Raw genomic sequence first — 22,041 nt, 5'->3', positions numbered from 1 at the left:
GTTTCCGATGCGCCAGCCCCTGGCTCGCGAACTCCATGACCTGCTCGAGCGCGGCCGCGACCGCCAGCTTCGCCTGGCGGTCACCGGCCTGTCGCGCTCGGGCAAGACCGCCTTCCTCACCTCGCTGGTCAACCAGCTCCGCCACGCCGGCCTGGAAGCACGGCTCGACCTGCTGCCGGCGGCCCGGGAGGGGCGCCTGCTCGGCGCCCGCCGGGTCAACCAGCAGGACCTGGGCGTGCCGCGCTTTCCCTATGACCGGGCCATGGCGGCGCTGGACGCCTGCCCGCCGTACTGGCCGGAACCGACCCGCGGCATCAGCGAACTGCGCCTGACGATTCGCTACCGCCCGGCGAAACGCGGCTGGCTGGGCAGCGAGGCCCGCCAGCTGTCCCTGGACCTGTTCGACTACCCCGGCGAGTGGCTGCTCGACCTGCCGCTGCTGGAGCACGACTACCCCAGCTGGAGCCGGGCCCAGCAGCCGGCGCGTGGCCACGCCCGCGCCGCCCTGTTCAGCGACTGGCAGGCCGCGGTGGCCGAACTGGACCCCGCCGCCGCGGCCGACGAGGGGCAGCTCGCCGAGATCGCCGAGCGCTATGCCGAGGGGCTGCGGGCCGCACGGGAGGCCGGCTTCGCCGACCTGCAACCGGGACGCTTCCTGCTGCCGGGGGAGCTCGCCGGCGCGCCGGTGCTGCAGTTCTTCCCGCTGCCAGGTATCGAGCAGGCCGCCCCCGGCACACTGGAGAAGCTGCCGCCGGAGAGCAATTACGCCACCCTGGCCAAGCGCTTCCGCCACTACCAGCAGCACATCGTGCGCCCCTTCTACCGCGACCACTTCCGCCGCTTCGACCGCCAGATCGTGCTGGTGGACCTGCTCGGCGCCCTGAACGCCGGCCCGGAACGCTTCGAGGATCTCTCACGGGCGCTGGCCAACCTGATGCAGAGCTTCGACTACGGCAAGCGCAGCCTGCTGTCGCGGCTGTTCGCCCCGCGCATCGACCGCCTGGCCATCGCCGCCACCAAGGCCGACCACGTCACTCCCGAGCAGCACGCCCGCCTGGTCGCCCTGCTCGAGACCCTGCTGGCCGAGCCGCTCAAGGACCTGCGCTTCGCCGACGTGCCGGTCCGCGCCCTGTCGCTGGCGGCAATCCGCGCCACCGAGAGCCGCGAGGTGAGCCATCAGGGGCGACGCTCGCCGGCCCTGCGCGGCATCGACCTCGCCGGCGAGGAGCAGCTGCTGTTTCCCGGCGAGGTGCCGGACCGGCTGCCCGACGCCGACTTCTGGGCCCGCCAGGGCTTCGACTTCCCCGCCTTCCGCCCGGCCCCCCGGGAGGGGGGCGCCCTGCCCCATATCCGCATGGATGCCGCCCTGGACTGGCTGATCGGAGACAAGCTGCAATGAGCGACCCCCGCGCCCCGGACCCGCGCCCGCGGCAACGCTTCCGCCTCGAGGAGCCCCCCGCCGACGAGGCGGAGCACCCCGACCCGCGCCCCGGCGAGCAGTTTGCCGCCGACCTGCCCAGCGAGCCGCTGGAAGCGCCCGAGGCCGGCCCCACCGAGCGCGCGCTGGAGGCGAGCCTGGCCCCGCCGCGCAAGCGCCGCCGGGGGCTGCTGGCCCTGCTCGCCGGCACCCTGGGCCTGGGCGCCGTGGAAGCCGGGCAGACCCTCTACGCCGCCAGCCTGGGCGGCGACTGGCTGGCCGGGGCCTGGAGCCTGCTGCTGCTGCTGGCGCTGGGGCTCGGCGGCTCGGCACTGGGCCGCGAGCTGTGGCGGCTGCGCCGGCTGCGCCGCCACGCCCGGCTGCGCGAGCGCCTGGTGCAGTTGCCCGAGGCCACGCCCGAGCAGGCCCGGGCACTCGCCGAGCGCCTCAGGCGGAGCCTCGGCCTCGACGATGACCACCCCCACTGGCAAGCCTTCATCGCCGCCCGCCAGCCCCACCACGACGGCCGCGACCTCCAGTTGCTGCTCGCCCATCACCTGCTCACCCCCCGCGATCGGGAGGCCCGGCGGCTGATCTCGCGGATGTCCGGCGAGACCGCGGTGATGGTGGCGGTCAGCCCCCTGACCCTGGTCGACATGGCACTGGTGGCCTGGCGCAACCTGGCGATGATCGACCGGCTCTGCCGGCTCTACGGCCTGGAGCTGGGCTACGCCAGCCGACTGCGCCTGCTGCGCAGCGTGCTCTACAACATGGCCTTCGCCGGGGCCACCGAGATGGCCGGCGAGGCAGGCATGGAGCTGCTGTCGCTGAACCTCGCCGGCCGGCTCTCGGCCCGCGCCGGCCAGGGGCTCGGCGTCGGCCTGCTCAGCGCCCGGCTCGGTCTGCGTACCCAGCGGCTGACACGACCGCTGGCCTTCCCCGACGGCGAGGCGCCGCGGGTGAGTGACCTGCGCGGTGAGCTCTGGCAGCAGCTGCGACAGCTGGAAACCAAGGAACGCGAGGACGACCAGGGCAAGGCGTGATCTCGGTCATGACAGGCTGACGGCCAATGGCTACGCTTTGTCTGAAAACTGCCTGCGCTCGGTCATACGGCGTTAAAAATCGGCTCAAAGTACTCATTTACACCGCGTAAACTCCGTCTTTTCGCCGATTTTTGCCTTGTCTGACCATCGCTCGACGACTTTTCGGACAAAGCTTAGTCTCGTAGGGACGATGCCACTCTCATTTTTCAGTCACACAGGACGCTGCCATGTTCAAGACCATCCTGGTTCCCATCGACGGTTCCGAGCACGCCAGGAAGGCCCTCGCCGTGGCCTGCCAGCTGGCCCGCCAGAACGACACCACGCTGCACATCCTGCACATCCCCGAGGAGCTCGCCCACGAGACCACGCTGGTGTGGGGCATCGGGGCCGTCGCCCTGGAAGCCTCCCGCGAGGAGCGCGAGCGCACCGGCCGGCAGATCGTCGACCGCGCCGCCGCGGACGCCCGCCAGCAGGGCGCCACCCGGGTCGAGACGCTCATCGGCCAGGGTGACCCGGCCCGCACCATTCTCAGCGAGGCGCGCAAGAGCGGTGCCGACGCCATCGTCATGGGCAGCCGCGGCCTCAGCGACCTGCAGGGCTTCGTGGTCGGCAGCGTCTCCCACAAGGTCAGCCACGCCGCCGAGTGCACCGTGATCACGGTGCGCTGAGGCGCCCTCCCCAACGACACGCCCCACGGCGCCTCTCAGGCGCCTCTCAGGCGCCGTGGGGCGCCGTGGGGCGCCGTGGGGCGCGACACCGGCGAGACCGCACCTGAAGTCCGACAGGCTGCTAGGCTCTGAGTATCACCATGAATGCTCAAGGCAAGCGCCATGTTCGACTCCATCCTGATGCCCGTCGACGGCTCCGAACACGCCAAGAAGGCCCTCGCCGTGGCCTGCCAACTGGTCCATGAGGGCAGCACACTGCACCTGCTGCACATCCCCGAGCAGATCTCCCACGAGACCCCCCTGGTGTGGGGCATCGGCCCCGTGACCCTCGAGGCCTCCCAGGAGGAGCGAGAGCGGGTCGGCCGGCAGCTGATCGCCCGCGCCGCCGAGGCCGCCCGCGAGCAGGGTGTCACCCGGGTCGAGACGCAGCTCGTCCAGGGCGACCCGGTCCGCACCATCCTCAGCGAGGCAAAAAAGCGCGGCGTCGACGCCATCGTCATGGGCAGCCGCGGGCTCAGCGACCTGCAGGGCTTCGTGGTCGGCAGCGTCTCCCACAAGGTCAGCCACGCCGCCGAGTGCACCGTGATCACGGTGCGCTGAGGCCGCGTCACCCTTCACGCCAGGCGGCGTTCCGTCCCGCTGTCGAAGAGCACCGCGCGGCCCATGTCGACCCGCAGCGCCAGGCGTTCACCGGCGGCCACCCGGCACTTGGGCCCGACCCGGGCCGTCACCTCACCGGTGCCCAACGGCAACCGCAGCAGGATATCGGCGCCGGTGGGTTCGACCACGCTGATGCTGACCGAGACCGGGGTGTCGCGGTCATGCTTGCCGAGCCGCTCGTCCTCCTCGCTGAAGTGCTCCGGGCGCAGCCCCAGTACCACCTGCTTCCCCACCCGCTGGGCCAGGTCCGGGGTCTCACGGGATACCGGCCAGGGCAGCACCAGGTCCTCCTCGCCCGGCGTGGCGATGCGCAGGCGGTAGTCACCCGCCCCGCCCTCCAGGGTCGCGGCGATGAAGTTCATCGACGGCGAGCCCATGAAACCGGCCACGAAGATATCCACCGGGTCGTTGTAGACCTCGTCCGGCGTGCCCAGCTGCAGGATGCGACCGTCGCGCATCACCGCGATGCTGTCGGCCAGGGTCATCGCCTCGATCTGGTCGTGGGTCACGTAGACGATGGTGGTGCCGAGCCGCTGGTGCAGCTTCTTGATCTCGGTGCGCATGTCGACGCGCAGCTTGGCGTCGAGGTTGGAGAGCGGCTCGTCGAACAGGTAGATCTTCGGCTCCCGGGCCAGGGCGCGCCCCATGGCCACCCGCTGGCGCTGGCCGCCGGAGAGCTGCGCCGGCTTGCGGTCGAGCAGGTGGGAGATCTGCAGCAGGTCGGCGACCCGTTCGACGGCGGCCTCGCGCTCGGCCCGGGGCACCTTGCGCATCTCCAGGCCGAAGCTGATGTTCTGGCGCACCGTCATGCTCGGGTAGAGCGCATAGGACTGGAACACCATGGCGATGTCGCGCTCCGCCGGTGTCTTCCAGGTGACCGCCTCGCCGGCGATCAGGATCTCCCCGTCGGTCACCGGCTCGAGCCCGGCGATGGCGTTCATCAGGGTCGACTTGCCGCACCCCGAGGGCCCCACCAGGATCAGGAACTCGCCGGACTCGATCGCCAGGCTGACATCCTTGAGCACGCGTTCGCTACCGAAGTCCTTGCAGACATTAAGAATTTCCAATGCAGACATGATGTCCTCCTCAACCTTTGACGGAACCGGCGGTGAGCCCCCGCACGAAATATTTGCCGGCCAGCACGTAGACCACCAGGGTCGGCAGCGCGGCGATCATGGCGGCGGCCATGTCGACGTTGTACTCGCGAACACCGGTGGAGGTATTGACCAGGTTGTTGAGCGCCACCGTCACCGGCTGGGTGTCGTGGGCCGAGAAGGCCACCCCGAACAGGAAGTCGTTCCAGATCTGGGTGAACTGCCAGATCACCGAGACCACGATGATCGGCGCCGACACCGGCAGCAGGATGCGCCAGAAGATGCGGAAGAACCCCGCCCCGTCGAGCTTGGCCGCCGACACCAGCTCGGTGGGCACCGCCACGTAGAAGTTGCGGAAGAACAGGGTGGTGAAGGCGATACCGAACACCACGTGCACCAGGATCAGCCCCGCCCGGGAGCTCGACAGCCCCAGCCAGCCCAGCGTCTGGGCCATGGGCAGCAGCACCACCTGGAAGGGGATGAAGCAGCCGAACAGCATCAGCGCGAAGACCAGCTCGGAGCCCTTGAAGCGCCACTTGGTCAGGGCATAGCCGTTGAGCGCCCCGATCACCGTGGAGATCAGCACCGCCGGGACGACGATGGCGATGGAGTTGAAGAAGTAGCCGCCCACCCCCTCGCAGCGCATGCCGGTGCAGGCCTCCCCCCAGGCCTTGGCCCAGGGCTCGAGGGTCGGCGCCTGGGGCAAGGCCAGCAGGGTACCGGCGCTGATTTCGCTCAATGGCTTCACCGAGGTGATCAGCATTACGGCGAGCGGCAGCAGGTAGAAGAGCGCGGCCAGGATCAACACGGCATAGAGCGTCAGGCGCCCCAGCCGGGCCGCAGGCGTGCGGCGACGAATCACGTTATCCATGCTTGCGGCTCCGCAGTTCCGAATAGAGATAGGGAATCAGGATCGCCAGCACGCCGCCCAGCATCAGCATGGCACTGGCCGAGCCCAGGCCGATCTGCGCCCGGGTGAAGGCGTGGGCGTACATGAAGGTAGCCGGCAGGTCCGAGGCATAGCCGGGCCCACCGCCGGTCAGCGCCACCACCAGGTCGAAGCTCTTGATGGCGATATGGGCCAGGATCATCACGGCGCTGAAGACCACCGGGCGCAGGCAGGGAATCACCACCCGCAGGTAGATGCGCGGCAGGCTGGCGCCATCGAGCTGGGCGGCCTTGATGATGCTGTCGTCGATGCCGCGCAGCCCGGCCAGGAACAGCGCCATGACGAAGCCCGAGGCCTGCCACACGGCGGCGATCACCAGGGTGTAGACCGCCATGTCGGGGTTGATGAGCCAGTCGAAGGTGAAACTCTCGAAGCCCCAGGAACGCACCATGGCCTGGATGCCCAGGCTGGGATTGAGCAGCCACTTCCACACCACCCCGGTAACGATGAACGACAGCGCCATGGGGTACAGATAGAGGGTGCGCAGGGCGCCCTCCTGGCGGATGCGCTGGTCGAGCAGGATGGCCAGCAGCGCCCCCACCACCAGGCAGATGCCGACGAACAGGGCGCCGAACACCACCAGGTTGGTCGAGGCCACCCACCAGCGCTCGTTGACCATCAGCCGCCCATACTGGGCGAAGCCGACGAAGTCGTAGCTCGGCAGCATGCGCGAGTTGGTCAGCGACAGGATGAAGGTCCACAGCATGAAGCCGTAGACGAAGAACAGGGAAATGGCGATGGAAGGCGACAACACCAGTCGCGGCAGCCATGCCTGCAGTCGAGCGCGTGCGGGTCGCCCGACCGCGACACGCGACGTGCGCGTCGAGGAGGAAACGGTCGACATGAGGGGTACCTCGTGTGGCTTCCACGCCGCCGTCCAGGGGACGGCGGCGTGGAGTGGGGGTCACATGGCGACTTGAGCGGCGCTCGTCATGCGCTTGGCGGCATCTTCGGGCGTCATGTCACTGGCATTGAAGAAGTTGGTGACGATGTCGAAGATGGCCCCCTGGACATCGGCACGTACCGCCATGCCATGGGCCATGCTGGGCACCAGCCCGCCCGTCTCGGCGGTGTGCTGGAAGTCTTCGAGGGAGCGTTGCGCGCATTGGTCGAACTCGCTCATGTCGATATCCGGGCGCGCCGGAATCGAGCCCTTGGCCAGATTGAAGGCCTCCTGGAAGGTCGGCTCGAGCACCAGCCGCGCCAGGGTCTGCTGGGCTTCGCGCTCCGCCTCTTCGGTGACGCGGAACATCGCCAGGCTGTCGATGTTGAAGGTGAAAGCCTCGGCGGTGCCCGGTGCCGGAGCACAGAGGTAGTCCTCGCCGGCGGTGAGACCGGCGGCGGTGAACTCGCCCTTGGCCCAGTCGCCCATGATCTGCATGGCCGCGTCGCCGCCGATCACCATGGAGGTGGCGATGTTCCAGTCGCGTCCCGACATGCCATCGTCCATCAGCTCGCGCATGCGCTTGAAGGTCGCCAGGGCCTCGATCATCTCCTCGCCCCCCAGGGCCTCGGGATCGAGTTCCACCAGGGCGCGCCGATAGAAATCGGCGCCGGCGGTGGCCAGCAGCACCGTCTCGAACACCGTGGCGTCCTGCCATGGCTGGCCGCCATGGGCCAGGGGCACGTAACCGGCGTCACGGATCGCCTCACCCGCGGCGAACAACTCGTCGAGGGTGGTGGGCAATGCCACGCCGGCCGCGTCGAGCACTTCCGGGTTGGCCCACAGCCAGTTGACGCGGTGCACGTTGACCGGCACTGCCACGTACTGGCCGTCGTGCTTCATCATGTCGGCGACGATCTCCGGCAGCATCGCGTCCCACTGCTCGGCCTCGGCCACGGCGTCCAGGTCCCCCAGCAAGCCGAGTTCGCCCCATTCCTGGATCTCCGGCCCCTTGATCTGCGCCGCGGAAGGCGGGTTGCCCGACATGGCCCGCGACTTGAGCACGGTCATCGCCGTCTCGCCGCCGCCCCCGGCCACGGCGAAGTCCTGCCAATCGTGCCCCTCGCCCTCCATCAGTTCCTTGAGCACGTTGGCGGCCCGCGCCTCGCCGCCGGAGGTCCACCAGTGCAGTACCTCGACCTCGCCGGCCTGGGCCTGGGCGGCCCCCAGCGCCGTCGCCACGGCCAGACCGAGCAGGGTTTTGCGTAGCAGTGGGGGGTGCTTCAATGCGTGCATGGGCGTGTCTCCGTCTTGTTATGGATCTCGTCGGCCGCGGGTTGCGACGGCCTGGTAGAAAGCTAGCCCATTTTCCGCCCCTGCGGGGGTTACCTAGTGCTGGATAGTGTTGCCGGTTTCTTACGAGGTTGAAACATTGCCGCGGCGCAGGGCCTCGATAGCGTCGTAGCAGGCTCCCATGGTGTGGTAGTCGACCTTGCCGGCGGGGCTCTTCTCGTCGGAGTAGTGGCGATTGTCGGGGCCGAGGATGCGATACCAGGCACCATGCTCATGGTCGATCATGTGCCGCCAGCTGAACTCCCACAGCCGCTCGTACCAGCGCCAGAAGCACCGCTCGCCGGTACGGCTGCCCAGCATCGCCGCGGCGGCCAGGCTCTCGGCCTGCACCCAGAAGTACTTGTCGCCATCGAAGATCGCGCCGTCGAGGTCGAGGCCATAGACCAGGCCGCCGTGCTCGGGATGCCAGCCGGCCTCCACGCTGCCGAGAAACAGCTCCCGGGCCCTGGGCAGCAGCCAGGGCGCGGGGTGCCGCTGTTCCAGCATCAGCAACAGCTTGGCCCATTCGGTCTGATGGCCGACCTGGTAGCCCCAGGGGCGGAACAGGTGTTTCGGGTCGTCGCGATGGTAGTCCAGGTCGAGCTGCCAGTGGCGATCGTAGTGCTCCCAGATCCAGCCATGGCCCCGCTCTGCCTGGCCCAGGCAGATCGCCTCGGCGACCTGCAGGGCACGCTCCAGGAACTGGGCATCGCCGGTGGCATCGAAGGCCGCGATCAGCGCCTCGCAGCTGTGCATGTTGGCGTTTTGCCCCCGATAGTCGGACACCTGCCAATGCCGATCCGCCTCGTCGGCATAACGCCGCCAGCGGGGCTCCCAGAAGCGCCGCGTCTGCAACTCGTGAACCCGATAAAGCCCCTCTCGGGCCTCATCGATGCCGGCCTTGAGCGCCGTGGCATGGGCCAGCAGCACGAAGGCCAGGCCATAGCAGTGGTTGGTGTCGTCCTCGACCCGGCCATCGTGCAGCGTCCAGGCATAGCCCTGGTAGTCGGGCTGGAAATGCCGCTCTTCCAGGTATCGCAAGCCGTGACGGGCCCAGGCCAGGTAGTCCGGCGCCTGGAAATAGGCGCCGTAGCGGGCGTAGGTGAAGACGTAGCGGGCACTGGAGACCAGGTGGCGATGGCGGCGATCGTAGACCTCGCCATCGTCGCGCAAGTAGTGGAAGAAACCGCCCTCGGGATCGATGGCGCGCGGGTGATAGAAGCCCATGGTCTTGCGGATGTGGGCCTCGAGAAAGGCACTGTCGTAGACGTTCATGGTCGGCACTCTCGGTATTCGGACACAAGCGATGGCCTCAGCCTAGTCGATCGCCCCTCGCCCCCCATGTTTCTTAGATTGCACCAAGTTGCTCGCGGGGCAGCACCAGTGTCGCCACCAGGCCACCATCGGGATGGTTGGCCAGGCGCAGCTCACCGCCATGGGCACGCACGATATGCCGGGCGATGCCGAGCCCCAGGCCGGAGCCGCCGGTATGCCGGCTGCGCGACGGCTCCAGGCGGACGAAGGGATCGAAGACGCGCTCCTGCTCGGCGTCGGGAATCCCGGGGCCGTGGTCACGGATCGCGATGTGCAGCGCCGTGCCGTCCTCGTCCAGGGACACCTCGGCTCGCCCACCGTAGAAGATGGCGTTCTCGAGCAGATTGGCCAGGCAACGCTTGAGGGCCAGCGGCTTGACGGTCAGCGGTGTGGCATGCCCCTCGATGGCGACCTCGCCGCCTTGCAGGCTCAGCTCCTCGGCCAGCCCATCGAGCAGGTCGCGCAGTGATATCTCCTGCAACGGCTCATGGAGATCGAACCCCTTGACCGAGGCGAGCGCCCCCTTGACCAGCTGAGCGAGCTCATCCAGCGCGGCGCAGAAGCGCTCGCGCTGGAGCGGATCGTCGAGCAGCTCGGCGCGCAGTCGCATGCGGGTGATCGGCGTCTTCAGGTCGTGGGAGATCGCCGAGAACAACCGCTCCCGCTCCTCCACCTGCTGGCAGATACGGCGCTGCATGCGATTGAAGGCCACGGCCGTGGCCGCCACTTCCCGCGGCCCGCTCTCGCGCAGCGGCGGTGCGTCGAGGTCGTTGCCCAGCAGATGCGCCGCCCGCGACAGGCGCCCCAGCGGCAGGGTGGCGCTGCGGATGCCCACCAGCGACAGCCCGATCACGGTCAGCAGCACCAGCAGCGCCGCCAGCAGGCGCTCCTCGGACAGCCAGCCGTGCGCGGTGAACAGGTCCTGGATGGGCAGCAGCGTCGCCACATACAGCCAGGTCTCCGGCTCCAGCTCCATCTGCACCACCAGGACCGGTGGCGACAGCGGCTCCATCAGCAGGCTGTGCTGGCCCCAGCGGCGCGGCAGGTCGTGCAGCAACACCTCATTGTTGAGCAGACGCAGCTCCTCGGGGCGCGAGAACTCCACCAGGGCGTCGCGGATGCCCAGCTCCGAGGCCAGCACCCGCTGGAAATTGTCGACCACCAGCGACTTGCCGGGACCGTCGCCGGTATCGAGGATCGGAATGCGGTGATCGTTGACGCTGACGAAGAACCGCGTGCCCCCCATGTCGCGCAACTGGTCGAGCACGATATGCCGGTAGTCGTAGGGCAGCGAGCGGAAGAAACGCATCGTGGAGGCGACGCTGTAGGCCACGTTCCGCGACAGTTCGTCGAGCTGTTCGAGCTGGCTGGAGCGTGCCTGGGTCGTCCAGATGGCGTAGCTGGCGAGCTGTGCGCCCAGCACCCCGACGACCATGATCAACACGAAGCGCCCGCGTAGGGTACGCGGCAAGGCGAGGGCCAGTCGTCGGCGCAGGCGCCGCCAGGGCCCGTCCCGATTCACGGCAGCACGTCCACCCGGGTGGCCAGCACGTAGCCGGCCCCGCGCACGGTGCGGATCAGTTGGGAGTGCTGGGCATCCTCGCCGAGTCGCTGGCGCAGCCGGCAGACGTGCACGTCGATGGAGCGGTCCAGCGGCGGGGCCGGCCGGCCACGGCTCAGCTCGTACAGCCCGTCGCGGGACAGCACCTGTTCGGGGTGCTCGAGGAACACCTGCAGCAGTTGGAAGTCGGCACCCGACAGCGGGCTGCGTTCGCCCTGGCTGTCGATCAGCTCACGGGTCACCCGGTCGAGCCGCCAGTTGCCGAAGGCCACCAGCCGGGTGTGCTCGGGTTCGCTGCTCGGCGTGCGGGTCCGGCGCAGCACCGCCTTGATGCGCGCCAGCAGCTCGCGGGGGTTGAAGGGCTTGCCCAGGTAGTCGTCGGCGCCCAGCTCCAGGCCGAGGATCCGGTCGGTCTCGTCGGCACTGGCGGTGAGCATGATGAGCGGCACCTCGCTCGTCCGGCGCACCTCGCGGCAGATGGTGAAGCCGTCGTCGCCGGGCAGCATGATGTCGACGATCAGCAGGTCGGGGGTCTCCCGGGCCAGCAGGCGGTGCAGTGCCTCGGCATCCTCGGCGACCAGGGCGCGATAGCCGTGGCGGCCGAGATAGTCGGCCAGCAGCTCGCGGATCTCGGGGTCGTCGTCGACCACGATCAGGGTGGCAGGAGTCGTCGTCATCGTCGCCTGGTGGCAGGGGCGGTGCCGGCACCGCCCCTGGCGTATTGTCGTTATGGGAACTCGATGATGATCAAGGGCGGGGACGACGGCAAGGCACTTGCGACCAAGGTGGTAGTCGCCTCACAGGCCGAAGCGCTCGCGCAGCCACCTGGCCACGGCGGCCTCGTCGTGGTGGCCGATGGGGCGCGCCCGCGGTACCAGGGCCGACAGCTCGGGGTGGGCGTTGGCCATCACATGGGCCTCGCCGGCAAGCTGGAGCATCTCGGTGTCGTTGAGGTTGTCGCCGAAGGCCAGGCAGGCCTCGGGGGCGAGCCCGAGGGCCTCGAGCAGCGATGCCAGGGCGGTGCCCTTGTTGACCCCGCCGGCCATGATCTCCAGCGAGTTGGCGGTCGAGTAGGTCACGTGCAGCCGCTCGCCGTGGCGCTCGCACACCGCGGCCTCGAGCCCGGCCAGGCGCCGCGGCTCGCCGATATAGAGCACCTTGCCGACCCCCTCGCCGTCGAGCTCATCGGGCCCGGCGACCCGGTAGCCGAAGCCGGTATGGGCGTGCAGCGCCAGCAACCGCGGGTCCGGGGCGTCGATCAGCCACTCCTCGTCGCGGTAGAGGTTCAGCCGCACGCTGTGGTGGCGCTCCAGGCCGATGAGCTCCCGGGCCAGCTCGGCCTCGAGGTGCCGGGCGGCGAGCATCCGGTCGTCGGGGGCGTGCAGGTAGGCGCCGTTGGTGCTGATCACATGGATCGGCACCCCGAGCCGCTCGCGGAAGGCGAGCATGTCGCGGAAGTGCCGCCCGGAGGCGAAGGCCAGGTGGTGCCCTCGGCTCGCCAGGGTCCGTAGCGTCTCGATGGTGTGCGAATGGAGGTCGTGGTCGGCACCCAGCAGGGTACCGTCGAGATCGGAGACGATCAGGCGTGGGGTCATGGGGCTCTCCCTGTTCTTGAACGCCCAGCTTAACCGATTCAGCCTTCGGCGTCCCACCCTGCTTCGCGACGACGGTGGCCGGGCCATGCCGGCCCCAGCCACCCCCCTCAGCCGTTCTGCAGCCCCCTGGCCACGGCGGCGGCGTGCCGGCCCAGCAGCACATGCACCACATCGCCCTCCAGGCGCTGCACACCCTGGGCGCCGAGCCGGGCCAGGGCCGCCTCATCCAGCGCCGCGGCATCACGCAGCGCCAGCCGCAGCCGGGTGGCGGCCACTGCCGCCACCTCGCGGACATTGGCCTCGCCCCCCAGGGCGTGCAGCCAGTCGCCGCAAGCGGCGGCATCGACGGCCTCGGCAGGCTCCTCCGCCCTCCCCTGCTGCTCGACCGCCTCGCCCTCGCCGGGCGTCGTGCCCTGGGCGGCGATGGGCCCCCGATCGCCCTGACTCAGCGCCTGACGGATCTCGTCGGCCACGCCATCGGCGATCGGGCCCAGGATCACCTGCACGCCGCCGCCCTGCAGGCGCAGCAGGCCCCGGGAACCCAGCGCCTTGAGGGCCGCCTCGTCGATCCGCGCGGGATCCTCGAGCACCAGGCGCAGCCGGGTGGTGCAGGCGCCGACGCTGGCCAGGTTGGCAGCGCCCCCCAGGGCCGCGACGAAGGCCGGCCCACGCTCGCCGGTAGCGGTGGTGACACCGCTGGAGGGTGACTCCGTTTCGGGCTCGCGGCCCGGGGTGGGCAGGTCGAAACGGGCAATGGCCCAGCGGAACACCGTGTAGTAGAGGGCGAAGTAGGCCAGGCCCACCGGCAGCATCAGCCAGCCGTTGGTGGAGAGCCCGTAGGAGAGCGCAAAGTCGAAAGCGCCGGCGGAGAAGGTGAAGCCCAGCTTGACGTCGAGCCAGTGCATCAGCGCCATGGAGGCCCCGGTCAGCAGCGCATGCAGGCCGTAGAGCAGCGGGGCCAGGAACATGAAGGTGAACTCGATGGGCTCGGTGACCCCGGTGAGGAAGGCGGTCAGCGCCAGCGACAGCAGCAGGCCGCCCACCTGGGCACGGCGCCCCTTGGGGGCGGCGTGGTACATGGCCAGGGCCGCCGCCGGCAGACCGAACATCATCACCGGGAAGAAGCCGGCCATGAAGCTGCCCGCCGTCGGGTCGCCGGCGAAGAAGCGGTTGAGGTCCCCGCTGGCCAGGGTCCCGGAGGCCGCCTCGAAGCTGCCGAACACGAACCACACCAGGCTGTTGAGCACATGGTGCAGACCGGTGACGATCAGCAGGCGATTGAGCGTGCCGTAGACGAACAGGCCCAGTTCGCCGGCATCGATCAGCCAGCGGCCGAGCGAGTCGATGCCGTGCTGCACCGGCGGCCAGGCCAGGCCGAAGACCACCCCCAGGGCCACTGCGGCGAGCCCGGTGGCAATGGGCACGAAGCGCCGCCCGCCGAAGAAGGCCAGATAGTCCGGCAGCCGGATCGCCTTGTAGCGGTTGTAGAGCAGCCCCGCCACGCTGCCGATGATGATCCCCGCCAGCACCCCCATGTCGATCTCGGGGTTCAGGGCGGTGAGCACCGCATCCAGCACCAGGTAGCCGATCACCCCGGCCAGGCCGGCGGCGCCGTTGGCGTCGTCGGCGAAGCCCACCGCCAGGCCGATGGCGAAGATCAGCGCCAGGTTGGCGAAGATCGCCTCGCCGGCGCCGGCGATGAAGGCGATGTCCAGCAGGTCGGGCTGGCCCAGGCGCAGCAGCAGGCCGGCGATGGGCAGCACCGCGATGGGCAGCATCAGGGAGCGACCGAGCCGTTGCAGGCCGGCCATCAGTCGGTTACCAAGGGTCATGGTCATCAGGAGATCCTCTCGAGAAGCGTTGTTGTTGTCTCGTCCACCCGGGCCTGCCAGGCCCCCAGCCGCTGCCGCACGGCGGCGGCGTCGTCCAGGGCCAGGAACTCGGGAAGCCGTGCCGCCAGGGCCGCGGCGTCCAGCCGGCGCAGCGCGGCCTTGACCGCCGGCACCCGGGCCGGTTCCACGGAGAGCTCGTCGACGCCCAGCGCCACCAGCAGGGGCGCGGCCAGGGGATCCCCGGCGGCGGCGCCGCACACCCCCACCGGGCAGCGACCGGCGGCCCCCTCCACGGTGGCCCGGATCAGCCGCAACACCGCCGGGTGCAGCACATCGGCCCGCGCCGCCAGCTCGGGATCCTCGCGATCCATGGCCAGGGTGTACTGGGTCAGGTCGTTGGTGCCGATGGAGAGGAAGTCGGCCTCGACGGCCAGGCTCGCCGCGCACAGCGCGGCGCTGGGCACCTCGATCATGGCGCCCAGCTGCGGGCGCTCACTCAGGCCCAGCTCGGCGGCGATGGCCTCCAGGTGCTCGCGCACCTGACGCAACTCCCCCGCCTCGGTGACCATGGGCAGCATGATGCGCAGGCTCGCCAGCGGCGTGACGGAGAGCAGGGCTCGCAGCTGGGTCTCGAGCAGCTCGGGCTGGCTCTGCCAGAGACGCACGCCGCGCACCCCCAGGGCCGGGTTGGGCACCGCGGGCAGGCGCAGATAGGGCAGTTGCTTGTCGGCGCCGATATCCAGGGTACGGATGATCACCGGCTTGCCGCCCAGGGCCTCCAGGGCGGCCTGGTACTCGCCGCGCTGGAAGGCCTCGCCGGGCGCGCTGTCACCTTCGAGGAACAGGAACTCGCTGCGCAGCAGGCCGATGCCGTCGGCCCCGGCCCCTGCCGCCAGGCAGGCCTCCTCGCTGCCCCCGACATTGGCGCACACCTCGATCCCGCGGCCATCGCGGGTCACCGCCGGGGCCTGGGCCGCTTCCCGCTCCGCCTCGGCCCGGCGGCGCCGCTCCGCCAGCAGGGCTTCCACTTCGGCCAGCCGCGCCGGGCTCGGCGAGACTTCCAGTCGGCCGCGCTCGCCGTCCAGTACCGCCCGCTCGCTCGCCAGCCCCGCCAGGGCATCGCCCATGGCCACCAGGCAGGGAATGCCCCGGGCCCGGGCCAGGATCGCCACATGGGCGGTGGTGCCGCCACCGGCCAGGCAGAGGCCGGCGGGACGCCGCTCGGCCAGGGCCACCAGCCGGGAGGGCGTCAGCTCCTCGGCCAGCAGGATGGCGCCCTCGGGCACCGCCTCGTCCTCGGCCGCACCGGGCTCGGCCAGTTCGGCCATCACCCGCTGCTGCAGGTCGCGCAGGTCGGCGACCCGCCCCGCCAGCAGGGCATTGCCGCTGGCGGCGAGGCGCTCGGCCTCGTCGTCCAGGGCCTCGCGCCAGGCCTGGCCGGCCCCGCGCCCGGCCCCCATCCGCGTCCGGGCCGCCTCGATCAGGTCGGGATCCTCGAGCCAGGCCTGGTGGGCGGCGAAGATCTCCGCCTCCGCCGCCTGGCCCTGGGCCCGGGCCTCCCGCTCGGCTCGCGCCAAGTCATCGCCGACGCTCGCCAGGGCGGCGCTGAGCCGCGGCCACTCCACGGCCTCGCCGGCGCCCTCCCGGGTGACCCGGGGCAGCGGCGGTCGATAGGCCACCAATGGGCCCAGCGCCAGGCCCGGACTCGCCACCAGCCCCGCCAGCTCGCCCTCGGCCAGGGGCCGGTCCGGCACCGTCTCGGGCGTCGGCGCCCCGTGGTCGTCCGCCTCCGGGGTGGTCAGCAGTGCCTCGGCGTCCGCCAAGGCCGCCTCGGCCTCCTCGCCCCGGGCCGCGAGGGTCAGGGCGACGCCCCGGGTCAGGCCCAGGTTCATCAGCGCGCTCAGGCTCTCGGCATCGGCCTCGCCGGCCTCGCTGCGCACCCTCAGCGTCACGCCATGGCCGCGGGCGATGGCCCGCAGGCGCGCCGCGGGGCGAGCGTGCAGCCCGGCCGCCAGGGCCAGGGTGACCGGGCGCTCACGCAGCGGGCCCGTCTCGCCGGCCCCCGGTCCGGTCGCGCCACCGACCGCTTCCAGCGCCAGCAGGGGCTCGCCCAGGGCGACCCGGGCGCCGGCGGCAGGGTGTGGCGGGCACAGCCGCCAGCCGGCGGCCCCGGTGATCACCAGCGGGGTGATCAGGGCGCTCGCGCCCCGGGCCAGGCGGTCGGCATCGAAGCGGCACAGCGGGTCGCCGGCACGCAGCCGGTCGCCCACCGTCACCAGCAGCTCGATGCCCTCCCCGTCCAGGTTGACGGTATCCAGGCCCAGGTGGAGCAGCAGCTCCGGGCCGGCGTCGGTCCTCAAGGTCACGGCATGGCGGGTGCGGGCGCACTGCACCACCTCGCCGTCACAGGGGGCGTGCAGGCACTCGCCCAGAGGGTCCAGGGCGATGCCCTCGCCCAGGGTGCCCCCGGCGAAGACCGGGTCGGGCACCTCGGCGAGGGGGATCACCACCCCGTCGATGGGAGCCTGCAGGATCAGGCGTGTAGCAGTCGTCATGGGAATCTCCCGACTTGTTGTTATGGGGTCAGAGGGTGCGGGTCACCTTGTTGAGGTGGCGGGGGCGATCGGGGTCGTTGCCCCGGGCCGCCGCCAGGCCGGCCACCATCACGTAGAAGCTCTGGATCACCGAGAGCGGCTGCAGCGCCTCGTGGCCGGCATCCACCAGCGGCAGCCGGCGCCGGGTCACGCCGTCGTCGGCGGCCAGCAGCACCCGGGCGCCGATGCCCTCGAGCCAGTCGGCCAGCTCCAGCAGCCCGGCCTGCTCCGGCCCCGGCGGGGCGAACACCAGCACCGGGTAGCCCGGGCCGATCAGCGCCATGGGGCCGTGGCGCACCTCGGCACCGCTGAAGGGCTCGGCCTGGATGGCACAGGTCTCCTTGAACTTGAGCGCTGCCTCCTGGGCCACCGCCAGGCCGGCGCCCCGGCCGATCACCATCAGCCTGTCGACGCCGGCCAGCGCCTCGATGGCCGCCGACCAGTCCTGCTCGGCGGCCCGGGCGAGCCGGGCCGGCAGGGTGTCCAGGGCGGCGAGCAGGTCACGATCCCCGTTCCAGTGGCCCAGCAGTTGGGCCATCGCGGCCAGCGTCGCCAGGTAGCTCTTGGTGGCGGCGACGCTGTGCTCCTCGCCGGCGTAGAGCGGCACCTCCAGGTCGCTGACCGCGCCGAGCGGCGATTCCGGGGTATTGACCAGCGCCAGGGTACGGGCGCCGGCCGCGGCCAGGGCACGCTGGGTGGCCACCAGGTCCGGGCTCTGGCCCGACTGGGAGACCGCCACCGCCAACTGGTCAGCGAGCCGCCAGGGGGCCTCGGCCAGGGTGGTCAGCGACGGCGGCAGCGAGGCCACCGGGATGCCGCGGTGCTTCATGCAGAGGTAGGCGAAGTAGCTGGCGGCGTGGTCGGAACTGCCGCGGGCCACGGTCACCGCCGCCGGCGGCGGCGCCAGTCGCAGTTGCTCGCCCAGCTCGGCAAGCATGCCGGCATTGCGCTGCAGCTGGCCGCGGATGCGTTCCGGGGCATTGCGGGCTTCCTCGAGCATCAGGGACATGGGGGGGCTCCTTCGATGGCACGGCCCTCGACGAAGACCGCTTGCAGGTTGAGTCGGGGATCGAGCACCACCAGGTCGGCCGGGGCGCCCTCGGCCAGACGTCCCCGCTCGGGAAGCCCGAGGAAGTCGGCCGGAAAGCGCGACAGGCGATCGGAGGCCTCGGCCAGGGTCAGCCCCAGGCCGACCAGGTTGCGCAATGCTTGATCCATGGTCAGGGTGCTGCCGGCCAGGGTGCCGTCGGCCAGGCGTACGCCGCCCAGGCACTTGGTCACGGTCTGCTCGCCCAGACAGTAGTCGCCGTCCGGCATGCCGGCGGCGGCGGTGGAGTCGGTGACCGCATAGAGATGCGGAATGCAGCGCAGCGCGGCGCGGATGGCGCCGGGATGCACGTGCAGCAGGTCGGGGATCAGCTCGGCGTAGTCGGCATGGGCCAGGGCCGCGCCCACCATGCCGGGCTTGCGGTGGTGCAGCCCGGTCATGGCATTGAAGAGGTGGGTAAAGCCGCAGGCGCCGTGCTCGAGGGCCTCGACCCCCTCCTCGTAACTGCCCAGGGTGTGACCGAGCTGCACCCGGATGCCCCTGGCCGTCAGGTGGCGAATCAGCGCGAAGTGCCCGGAGAGCTCCGGGGCCAGGGTCACCAGGCGGATCGGCGCCAGCGCGCAGAGGGCGTCCACCTCCTCGATCGCCCCGCTGCGGGCGTGGGCCGGCTGGGCGCCGAGCTTGCCGGGGTTGATATAGGGGCCCTCCAGGTGCACCCCCAGCACCCGGGCGGCGTCTGCCGCCGGGGCCCGGAGATAGGCGTCGATCTCGCCGAGCACCCGGCGGATCTCGGCGTCCGGTGCGGTCATGGTGGTGGCCAGCAGGCTGGTGGTGCCGAAGCGCGCATGGGTGCGGGCCAGGGTCTCCAGGGCCGCGCCGCCCTCCATGGTGTCGGCGCCGCCGCCGCCGTGCACGTGCAGGTCGATGAAGCCGGGCAGGATCCGCGGATGGTCGTTGGTCGCCGGATCCACCGGCTCGCCGCCGAGGCGGCTGATGCGCCCCGCCTGCCAGCGGAGCTCGCCCAGCTGCCAGCCGTCAGGGGTCAGGATATTGCCGTAGAGCATGGTCGTTCCTCCTCAGCGGGTCAGCTCGACCATGAAGTCGTAGTAGTCGGTGCGGCAGTAGGTGACGGTGAGCTCCGCCGGGGTGCCGTCGCCCAGATAGCCCAGGCGTGTCACCTTGAGCAGCGCCTGGCCCTGGGGCACCTCGGCGAGCTCGGCGAGTTCGGCATCGGCGTTGATCGCGGTGACGTGCTGCAGGGCCCGAGCCACGGGCTTGTCCGCCGCCTCCAGAACCGCATAGAGGGAGGTCTCCACCGCCATCGGGTCGGGCAGGACGGTGGTCGGCAGGCAGCTCTCCTCCACCGCCATGACCACGTCGTCGGCCAGGCGCAGCCGCCTGAGCCGCGCCACCCTGGCATCGGCGCCCAGCCCCAGGCGCATGCCCTCCTCGGCGCTGGGCGACGCGAGGCGGCGGGAGAGCCAGTGGGAGCGCGGGGTGAAGCCACGCTGGGTCAGCATTTCGGTGAAGCTCACCAGCCGGGTCAGGGACTGGTTGAGCCGCGGGGTGATGAAGGTGCCGGAGCCGTGGCTGCGGCGGATCAATCCCAGCTCCGCCAGGCGATCCAGCGCCTTGCGGGCGGTGATCCGCGAGACCGCCAGGGACTCGGCCAGACTGCGCTCCGAGGGCAGCGCCTCGCCGGCCTCCCAGGCACCGGTCTCGATGGCGCGCTCCAGTTGGCTCGCCAGTTGCTGGTAGAGGGGGGTCGCCCCCTGGGGGTCGAGCCGCAACTGCTGAAAACGGGCATCCATGGATCTCTCCTGACCTTACCAATGTAAGACCACTATAGCCTCAAGTTGATACCAATTAAATACCACATGGCTACGACCATGGTCGAAGACCACCGGATCGCCGCCCGGTCGACCGGCCGGCCGCCTGCCTTGGCCGGAGGGTGACGACCCGGTGGGGTGTCACGGCTCGGTGCCCGGATATCCTGGCCGCGGCTGCGCAACTGGCTGATTCGCCGTAAGGCCGGCGGCCAGTGTTTGGCGGCGAGGGTGCGAATCCGTATAGTGGCTCCCTTACTCCCGCCACCCGATCGTGATCCATGCTGCAGAACAACTCGATGCTTGCTCAGCTCAAGCAACAGATCCGTGACAACACGCCCCGCGTCGAGGGCGTGATCAAGGCCACCGACAGGGGCTTCGGCTTCCTCGAGACCGACGATGGCGAGTCCTACTTCGTGCCGCCGCCCGCCATGAAGCAGGTGCTGCACGGTGACCGCGTCGAGGCCGTCGTCCACGAGGAGGGCGACAAGAAGTCCGTGGAACCGACCGCCCTGTTGGAGATCGGGTTGCAACGCTTCATCGCCCGGGTCCAGAAACGCGAGGGGCGCCTCGCCGTGGTGCCCGACCACCCCTCGATCAAGAACGTGCTCAAGGCGCGCATCAAGCGCAGCCTCGACGAGGAGAGCATCGGCGACGGCGACTGGGTGGTGGCTCGCCTGGTGCGCCATCCACTCAAGCCCGACGACCGCGCCTTCTTCACCCAGATCGACGAATTGGTGGCCAAGGCCGACGACCCGGCCGTGCCGTGGCGCGTGACCCTGGCCCGCCACGCCCTGGAGCAGGAGTGCCCGGACGCCGGCGACGACTGGCCGCTGCGCGACGAGGGCCTCGAGCGCGAGGACCTGACCGCCGCGCCCTTCTTCACCATCGACGGCGAGAAGACCCGCGACATGGACGATGCCCTGCGCATCGAGTCCGGCGAGAACGGCGGCTGGCGACTGACGGTGGCCATCGCCGACCCCACCGCCTATGTCGAGGAGGGCCATGCCGCCGACCTCGAGGCGCGCACCCGCGCCTTCACCGTCTACCTGCCGGGGCAGAACGTCACCATGCTGCCCGAGCAGCTGGACGACGACCTCTGCTCGCTGTGGGAGGGCAAGGAGCGCCCGGTACTGGCCTGTACCCTGGAGATCGGCGCCGACGGCAGCCTCGGCGACTACCGCTTCTTCGCCGCCACCGCCTGCTCGAAGGCCAAGCTGGCCTATGACCGGGTCTCGGACTGGCTCGAGGGCCGGGGCGACTGGGCCCCGGCGGACGAGATCGGCGAGCAGCTCAAGGCCCTGGAGGCCATGACCGAGGCGCGCAGCGCCTGGCGCGCCGAGCACGCCCTGGTGTTCAAGGACCGCCCCGACTATGTCTTCGACCTGGACGAGGCCGGCAACGTGCTGGACATCCGGACCGAGGAGCGGCGCATCGCCAACCGCATGATCGAGGAGTCGATGATCGCCGCCAACGCCTGCTGCGCACAGCTGCTGGCCGAACACGTGGGCCACGGCATCTTCAACGTGCACCGCGCCTTCGAGCCCGAGAAGGCCGAGGCGGCCCATGAGTTCCTCGCCGCCCAGCAGATCCAGGTGGAGCCCGAGGCGCTCACCGAGCTGCCCCGCTACCGGGAGCTCAAGCGCGAGCTCGAGGGGCGCGAGGATGCCTGGCTCGACGCCCGCCTGCGCCGCTTCCAGGGTTTCACCAGCATGTCGGCCCTCCCCGGCCCCCACTTCGGCCTGGGCCTGGCCGCCTACGCCACCTGGACCTCGCCGATCCGCAAGTACGGCGACATGGTAAACCACCGACTGATCAAGCGGGTGCTCAAGGGCGAGCAGGCGCCGGCCGAGGCCAGCCAGCAGCTCACCGAGCAGCTCACCGAGCGCCGCCGGCTCAACCGCATGGCCGAGCGCGACGTCAAGGACTGGCTCTACGTGCGCTACCTGACCCCCGCCGCCGAGGCCCAGGAGACCTTCGACGCCGAGATCATCGCCATCAACCGTGGCGGCATGCGCGTGCGCCTGACCGCCAACGGCGCCACCGCCTTCATCCCGGCCCCGCTGATGCACAGCGACCGCGACAAGGTGGTGATCGACGACAAGGAAGGCCGCATCCAGATCGAGGGCGAGGAGCGCTTCAAGCTCGGCGACCACCTCCGCGTGGCTCTGACCGAGGCCCGCGAGGAGACCCGCTCGCTGGTGGGCCGCCCCGTGGTCTGAGGC

General features: G+C 70.6%; 18 protein-coding genes. 5 read left to right on the top strand and 13 right to left on the bottom strand.

Going from position 1 to position 22,041, the window contains the following annotated elements; genetic code table 11:
• The first annotated feature begins 7 nt into the window (after window positions 1-7).
• From MKP05_RS05795 to MKP05_RS05780, 4 genes are all read left to right on the top strand, one after another.
• A complete protein-coding gene (locus MKP05_RS05795; protein WP_110283622.1) occupies window positions 8-1,399 on the top strand; it encodes a YcjX family GTP-binding protein in 1,392 nt (463 codons plus the stop codon).
• Window positions 1,396-2,460: a TIGR01620 family protein gene (locus tag MKP05_RS05790; protein ID WP_240567424.1), complete on the top strand. Its 1,065-nt coding sequence runs from the start codon at window positions 1,396-1,398 to the stop codon at window positions 2,458-2,460. Before MKP05_RS05795 ends, MKP05_RS05790 begins: the two co-directional genes overlap by 4 nt.
• Before the next feature lie 227 nt (window positions 2,461-2,687).
• Window positions 2,688-3,128 carry a universal stress protein gene (locus MKP05_RS05785; protein WP_110283620.1) on the top strand — a complete coding sequence of 147 codons (441 nt, stop codon included), beginning with the start codon at window positions 2,688-2,690 and terminating at the stop codon, window positions 3,126-3,128.
• 162 nt (window positions 3,129-3,290) lie between these two features.
• On the top strand, window positions 3,291-3,728 hold the full coding sequence (locus MKP05_RS05780; RefSeq protein ID WP_240567423.1) for a universal stress protein: 438 nt from the start codon (window positions 3,291-3,293) through the stop codon (window positions 3,726-3,728).
• A 14-nt stretch (window positions 3,729-3,742) separates the two neighbouring features.
• Here MKP05_RS05780 and MKP05_RS05775 read toward each other — a convergent pair whose 3' ends face one another.
• The 13 genes from MKP05_RS05775 to MKP05_RS05715 form a co-directional block, all read right to left on the bottom strand.
• Entirely contained in the window at window positions 3,743-4,864 is a 1,122-nt protein-coding gene (locus MKP05_RS05775) for an ABC transporter ATP-binding protein (RefSeq protein WP_240567422.1), read from the bottom strand.
• A gap of 10 nt (window positions 4,865-4,874) precedes the next feature.
• On the bottom strand, window positions 4,875-5,753 hold the full coding sequence (locus tag MKP05_RS05770; protein WP_110283617.1) for a carbohydrate ABC transporter permease: 879 nt from the start codon (window positions 5,751-5,753) through the stop codon (window positions 4,875-4,877).
• Window positions 5,746-6,675 (bottom strand): carbohydrate ABC transporter permease, encoded by a 930-nt coding sequence (locus tag MKP05_RS05765; RefSeq protein ID WP_181422038.1) that lies wholly within the window; start codon window positions 6,673-6,675, stop codon window positions 5,746-5,748. The genes MKP05_RS05770 and MKP05_RS05765 overlap by 8 nt, the downstream gene beginning before the upstream one ends.
• Before the next feature lie 60 nt (window positions 6,676-6,735).
• Window positions 6,736-8,010: an ABC transporter substrate-binding protein gene (locus MKP05_RS05760; RefSeq protein ID WP_240567421.1), complete on the bottom strand. Its 1,275-nt coding sequence runs from the start codon at window positions 8,008-8,010 to the stop codon at window positions 6,736-6,738.
• Between the two features lie 120 nt (window positions 8,011-8,130).
• The gene (locus MKP05_RS05755) at window positions 8,131-9,321 is read right to left on the bottom strand and encodes an AGE family epimerase/isomerase (protein WP_240567420.1); all 1,191 of its coding nucleotides are present in this window, start codon (window positions 9,319-9,321) and stop codon (window positions 8,131-8,133) included.
• A 73-nt stretch (window positions 9,322-9,394) separates the two neighbouring features.
• Window positions 9,395-10,795: a sensor histidine kinase gene (locus tag MKP05_RS05750; protein WP_240567463.1), complete on the bottom strand. Its 1,401-nt coding sequence runs from the start codon at window positions 10,793-10,795 to the stop codon at window positions 9,395-9,397.
• An 83-nt stretch (window positions 10,796-10,878) separates the two neighbouring features.
• Window positions 10,879-11,598, bottom strand: a complete 720-nt coding sequence (locus MKP05_RS05745) for a response regulator (protein ID WP_240567419.1) — start codon at window positions 11,596-11,598, stop codon at window positions 10,879-10,881.
• A gap of 120 nt (window positions 11,599-11,718) precedes the next feature.
• Window positions 11,719-12,516 carry a Cof-type HAD-IIB family hydrolase gene (locus MKP05_RS05740; RefSeq protein ID WP_110283613.1) on the bottom strand — a complete coding sequence of 266 codons (798 nt, stop codon included), beginning with the start codon at window positions 12,514-12,516 and terminating at the stop codon, window positions 11,719-11,721.
• Window positions 12,517-12,623: 107 nt separating this feature from the next.
• Window positions 12,624-14,354: an N-acetylglucosamine-specific PTS transporter subunit IIBC gene (gene nagE / locus MKP05_RS05735; RefSeq protein WP_240567418.1), complete on the bottom strand. Its 1,731-nt coding sequence runs from the start codon at window positions 14,352-14,354 to the stop codon at window positions 12,624-12,626.
• Window positions 14,354-16,903, bottom strand: a complete 2,550-nt coding sequence (ptsP, locus tag MKP05_RS05730) for a phosphoenolpyruvate--protein phosphotransferase (protein ID WP_240567417.1) — start codon at window positions 16,901-16,903, stop codon at window positions 14,354-14,356. Before ptsP ends, nagE begins: the two co-directional genes overlap by 1 nt.
• A 28-nt stretch (window positions 16,904-16,931) precedes the next feature.
• Window positions 16,932-17,951: an SIS domain-containing protein gene (locus tag MKP05_RS05725; protein ID WP_110283610.1), complete on the bottom strand. Its 1,020-nt coding sequence runs from the start codon at window positions 17,949-17,951 to the stop codon at window positions 16,932-16,934.
• Window positions 17,942-19,054 carry an N-acetylglucosamine-6-phosphate deacetylase gene (gene nagA / locus MKP05_RS05720; protein WP_240567416.1) on the bottom strand — a complete coding sequence of 371 codons (1,113 nt, stop codon included), beginning with the start codon at window positions 19,052-19,054 and terminating at the stop codon, window positions 17,942-17,944. Before nagA ends, MKP05_RS05725 begins: the two co-directional genes overlap by 10 nt.
• A 12-nt stretch (window positions 19,055-19,066) precedes the next feature.
• Window positions 19,067-19,801: a GntR family transcriptional regulator gene (locus tag MKP05_RS05715; RefSeq protein ID WP_110283608.1), complete on the bottom strand. Its 735-nt coding sequence runs from the start codon at window positions 19,799-19,801 to the stop codon at window positions 19,067-19,069.
• A 296-nt stretch (window positions 19,802-20,097) separates the two neighbouring features.
• Between MKP05_RS05715 and MKP05_RS05710 the strand changes: the two genes are divergently transcribed.
• Window positions 20,098-22,038 (top strand): exoribonuclease II, encoded by a 1,941-nt coding sequence (locus tag MKP05_RS05710; protein WP_240567415.1) that lies wholly within the window; start codon window positions 20,098-20,100, stop codon window positions 22,036-22,038.
• Window positions 22,039-22,041 lie beyond the last annotated feature (3 nt).

This window comes from Halomonas flagellata (assembly GCF_022487945.1).
Classification (GTDB): domain Bacteria; phylum Pseudomonadota; class Gammaproteobacteria; order Pseudomonadales; family Halomonadaceae; genus Halomonas; species Halomonas flagellata.
This window is presented reverse-complemented; position numbering and strand designations above follow the sequence as displayed.

Excerpts from the sequence above, each read along its gene's own strand:
- MKP05_RS05745 (WP_240567419.1), bottom strand. The coding sequence starts at position 11,598 with ATGACGACGACTCCTGCCACCCTGATCGTGGTCGACGACGACCCCGAG.
- MKP05_RS05755 (WP_240567420.1), bottom strand. The coding sequence starts at position 9,321 with ATGAACGTCTACGACAGTGCCTTTCTCGAGGCCCACATCCGCAAGACC.
- MKP05_RS05750 (WP_240567463.1), bottom strand. The coding sequence starts at position 10,795 with ATGGTCGTCGGGGTGCTGGGCGCACAGCTCGCCAGCTACGCCATCTGG.
- MKP05_RS05740 (WP_110283613.1), bottom strand. The coding sequence starts at position 12,516 with ATGACCCCACGCCTGATCGTCTCCGATCTCGACGGTACCCTGCTGGGT.
- MKP05_RS05790 (WP_240567424.1), top strand. The coding sequence starts at position 1,396 with ATGAGCGACCCCCGCGCCCCGGACCCGCGCCCGCGGCAACGCTTCCGC.
- nagE (WP_240567418.1), bottom strand. The coding sequence starts at position 14,354 with ATGACCATGACCCTTGGTAACCGACTGATGGCCGGCCTGCAACGGCTC.
- MKP05_RS05770 (WP_110283617.1), bottom strand. The coding sequence starts at position 5,753 with ATGGATAACGTGATTCGTCGCCGCACGCCTGCGGCCCGGCTGGGGCGC.
- MKP05_RS05775 (WP_240567422.1), bottom strand. The coding sequence starts at position 4,864 with ATGTCTGCATTGGAAATTCTTAATGTCTGCAAGGACTTCGGTAGCGAA.
- MKP05_RS05760 (WP_240567421.1), bottom strand. The coding sequence starts at position 8,010 with ATGCACGCATTGAAGCACCCCCCACTGCTACGCAAAACCCTGCTCGGT.
- nagA (WP_240567416.1), bottom strand. The coding sequence starts at position 19,054 with ATGCTCTACGGCAATATCCTGACCCCTGACGGCTGGCAGCTGGGCGAG.
- MKP05_RS05765 (WP_181422038.1), bottom strand. The coding sequence starts at position 6,675 with ATGTCGACCGTTTCCTCCTCGACGCGCACGTCGCGTGTCGCGGTCGGG.
- MKP05_RS05780 (WP_240567423.1), top strand. The coding sequence starts at position 3,291 with ATGTTCGACTCCATCCTGATGCCCGTCGACGGCTCCGAACACGCCAAG.
- MKP05_RS05715 (WP_110283608.1), bottom strand. The coding sequence starts at position 19,801 with ATGGATGCCCGTTTTCAGCAGTTGCGGCTCGACCCCCAGGGGGCGACC.
- MKP05_RS05710 (WP_240567415.1), top strand. The coding sequence starts at position 20,098 with ATGCTGCAGAACAACTCGATGCTTGCTCAGCTCAAGCAACAGATCCGT.
- MKP05_RS05725 (WP_110283610.1), bottom strand. The coding sequence starts at position 17,951 with ATGTCCCTGATGCTCGAGGAAGCCCGCAATGCCCCGGAACGCATCCGC.
- MKP05_RS05795 (WP_110283622.1), top strand. The coding sequence starts at position 8 with ATGCGCCAGCCCCTGGCTCGCGAACTCCATGACCTGCTCGAGCGCGGC.
- MKP05_RS05785 (WP_110283620.1), top strand. The coding sequence starts at position 2,688 with ATGTTCAAGACCATCCTGGTTCCCATCGACGGTTCCGAGCACGCCAGG.
- ptsP (WP_240567417.1), bottom strand. The coding sequence starts at position 16,903 with ATGACGACTGCTACACGCCTGATCCTGCAGGCTCCCATCGACGGGGTG.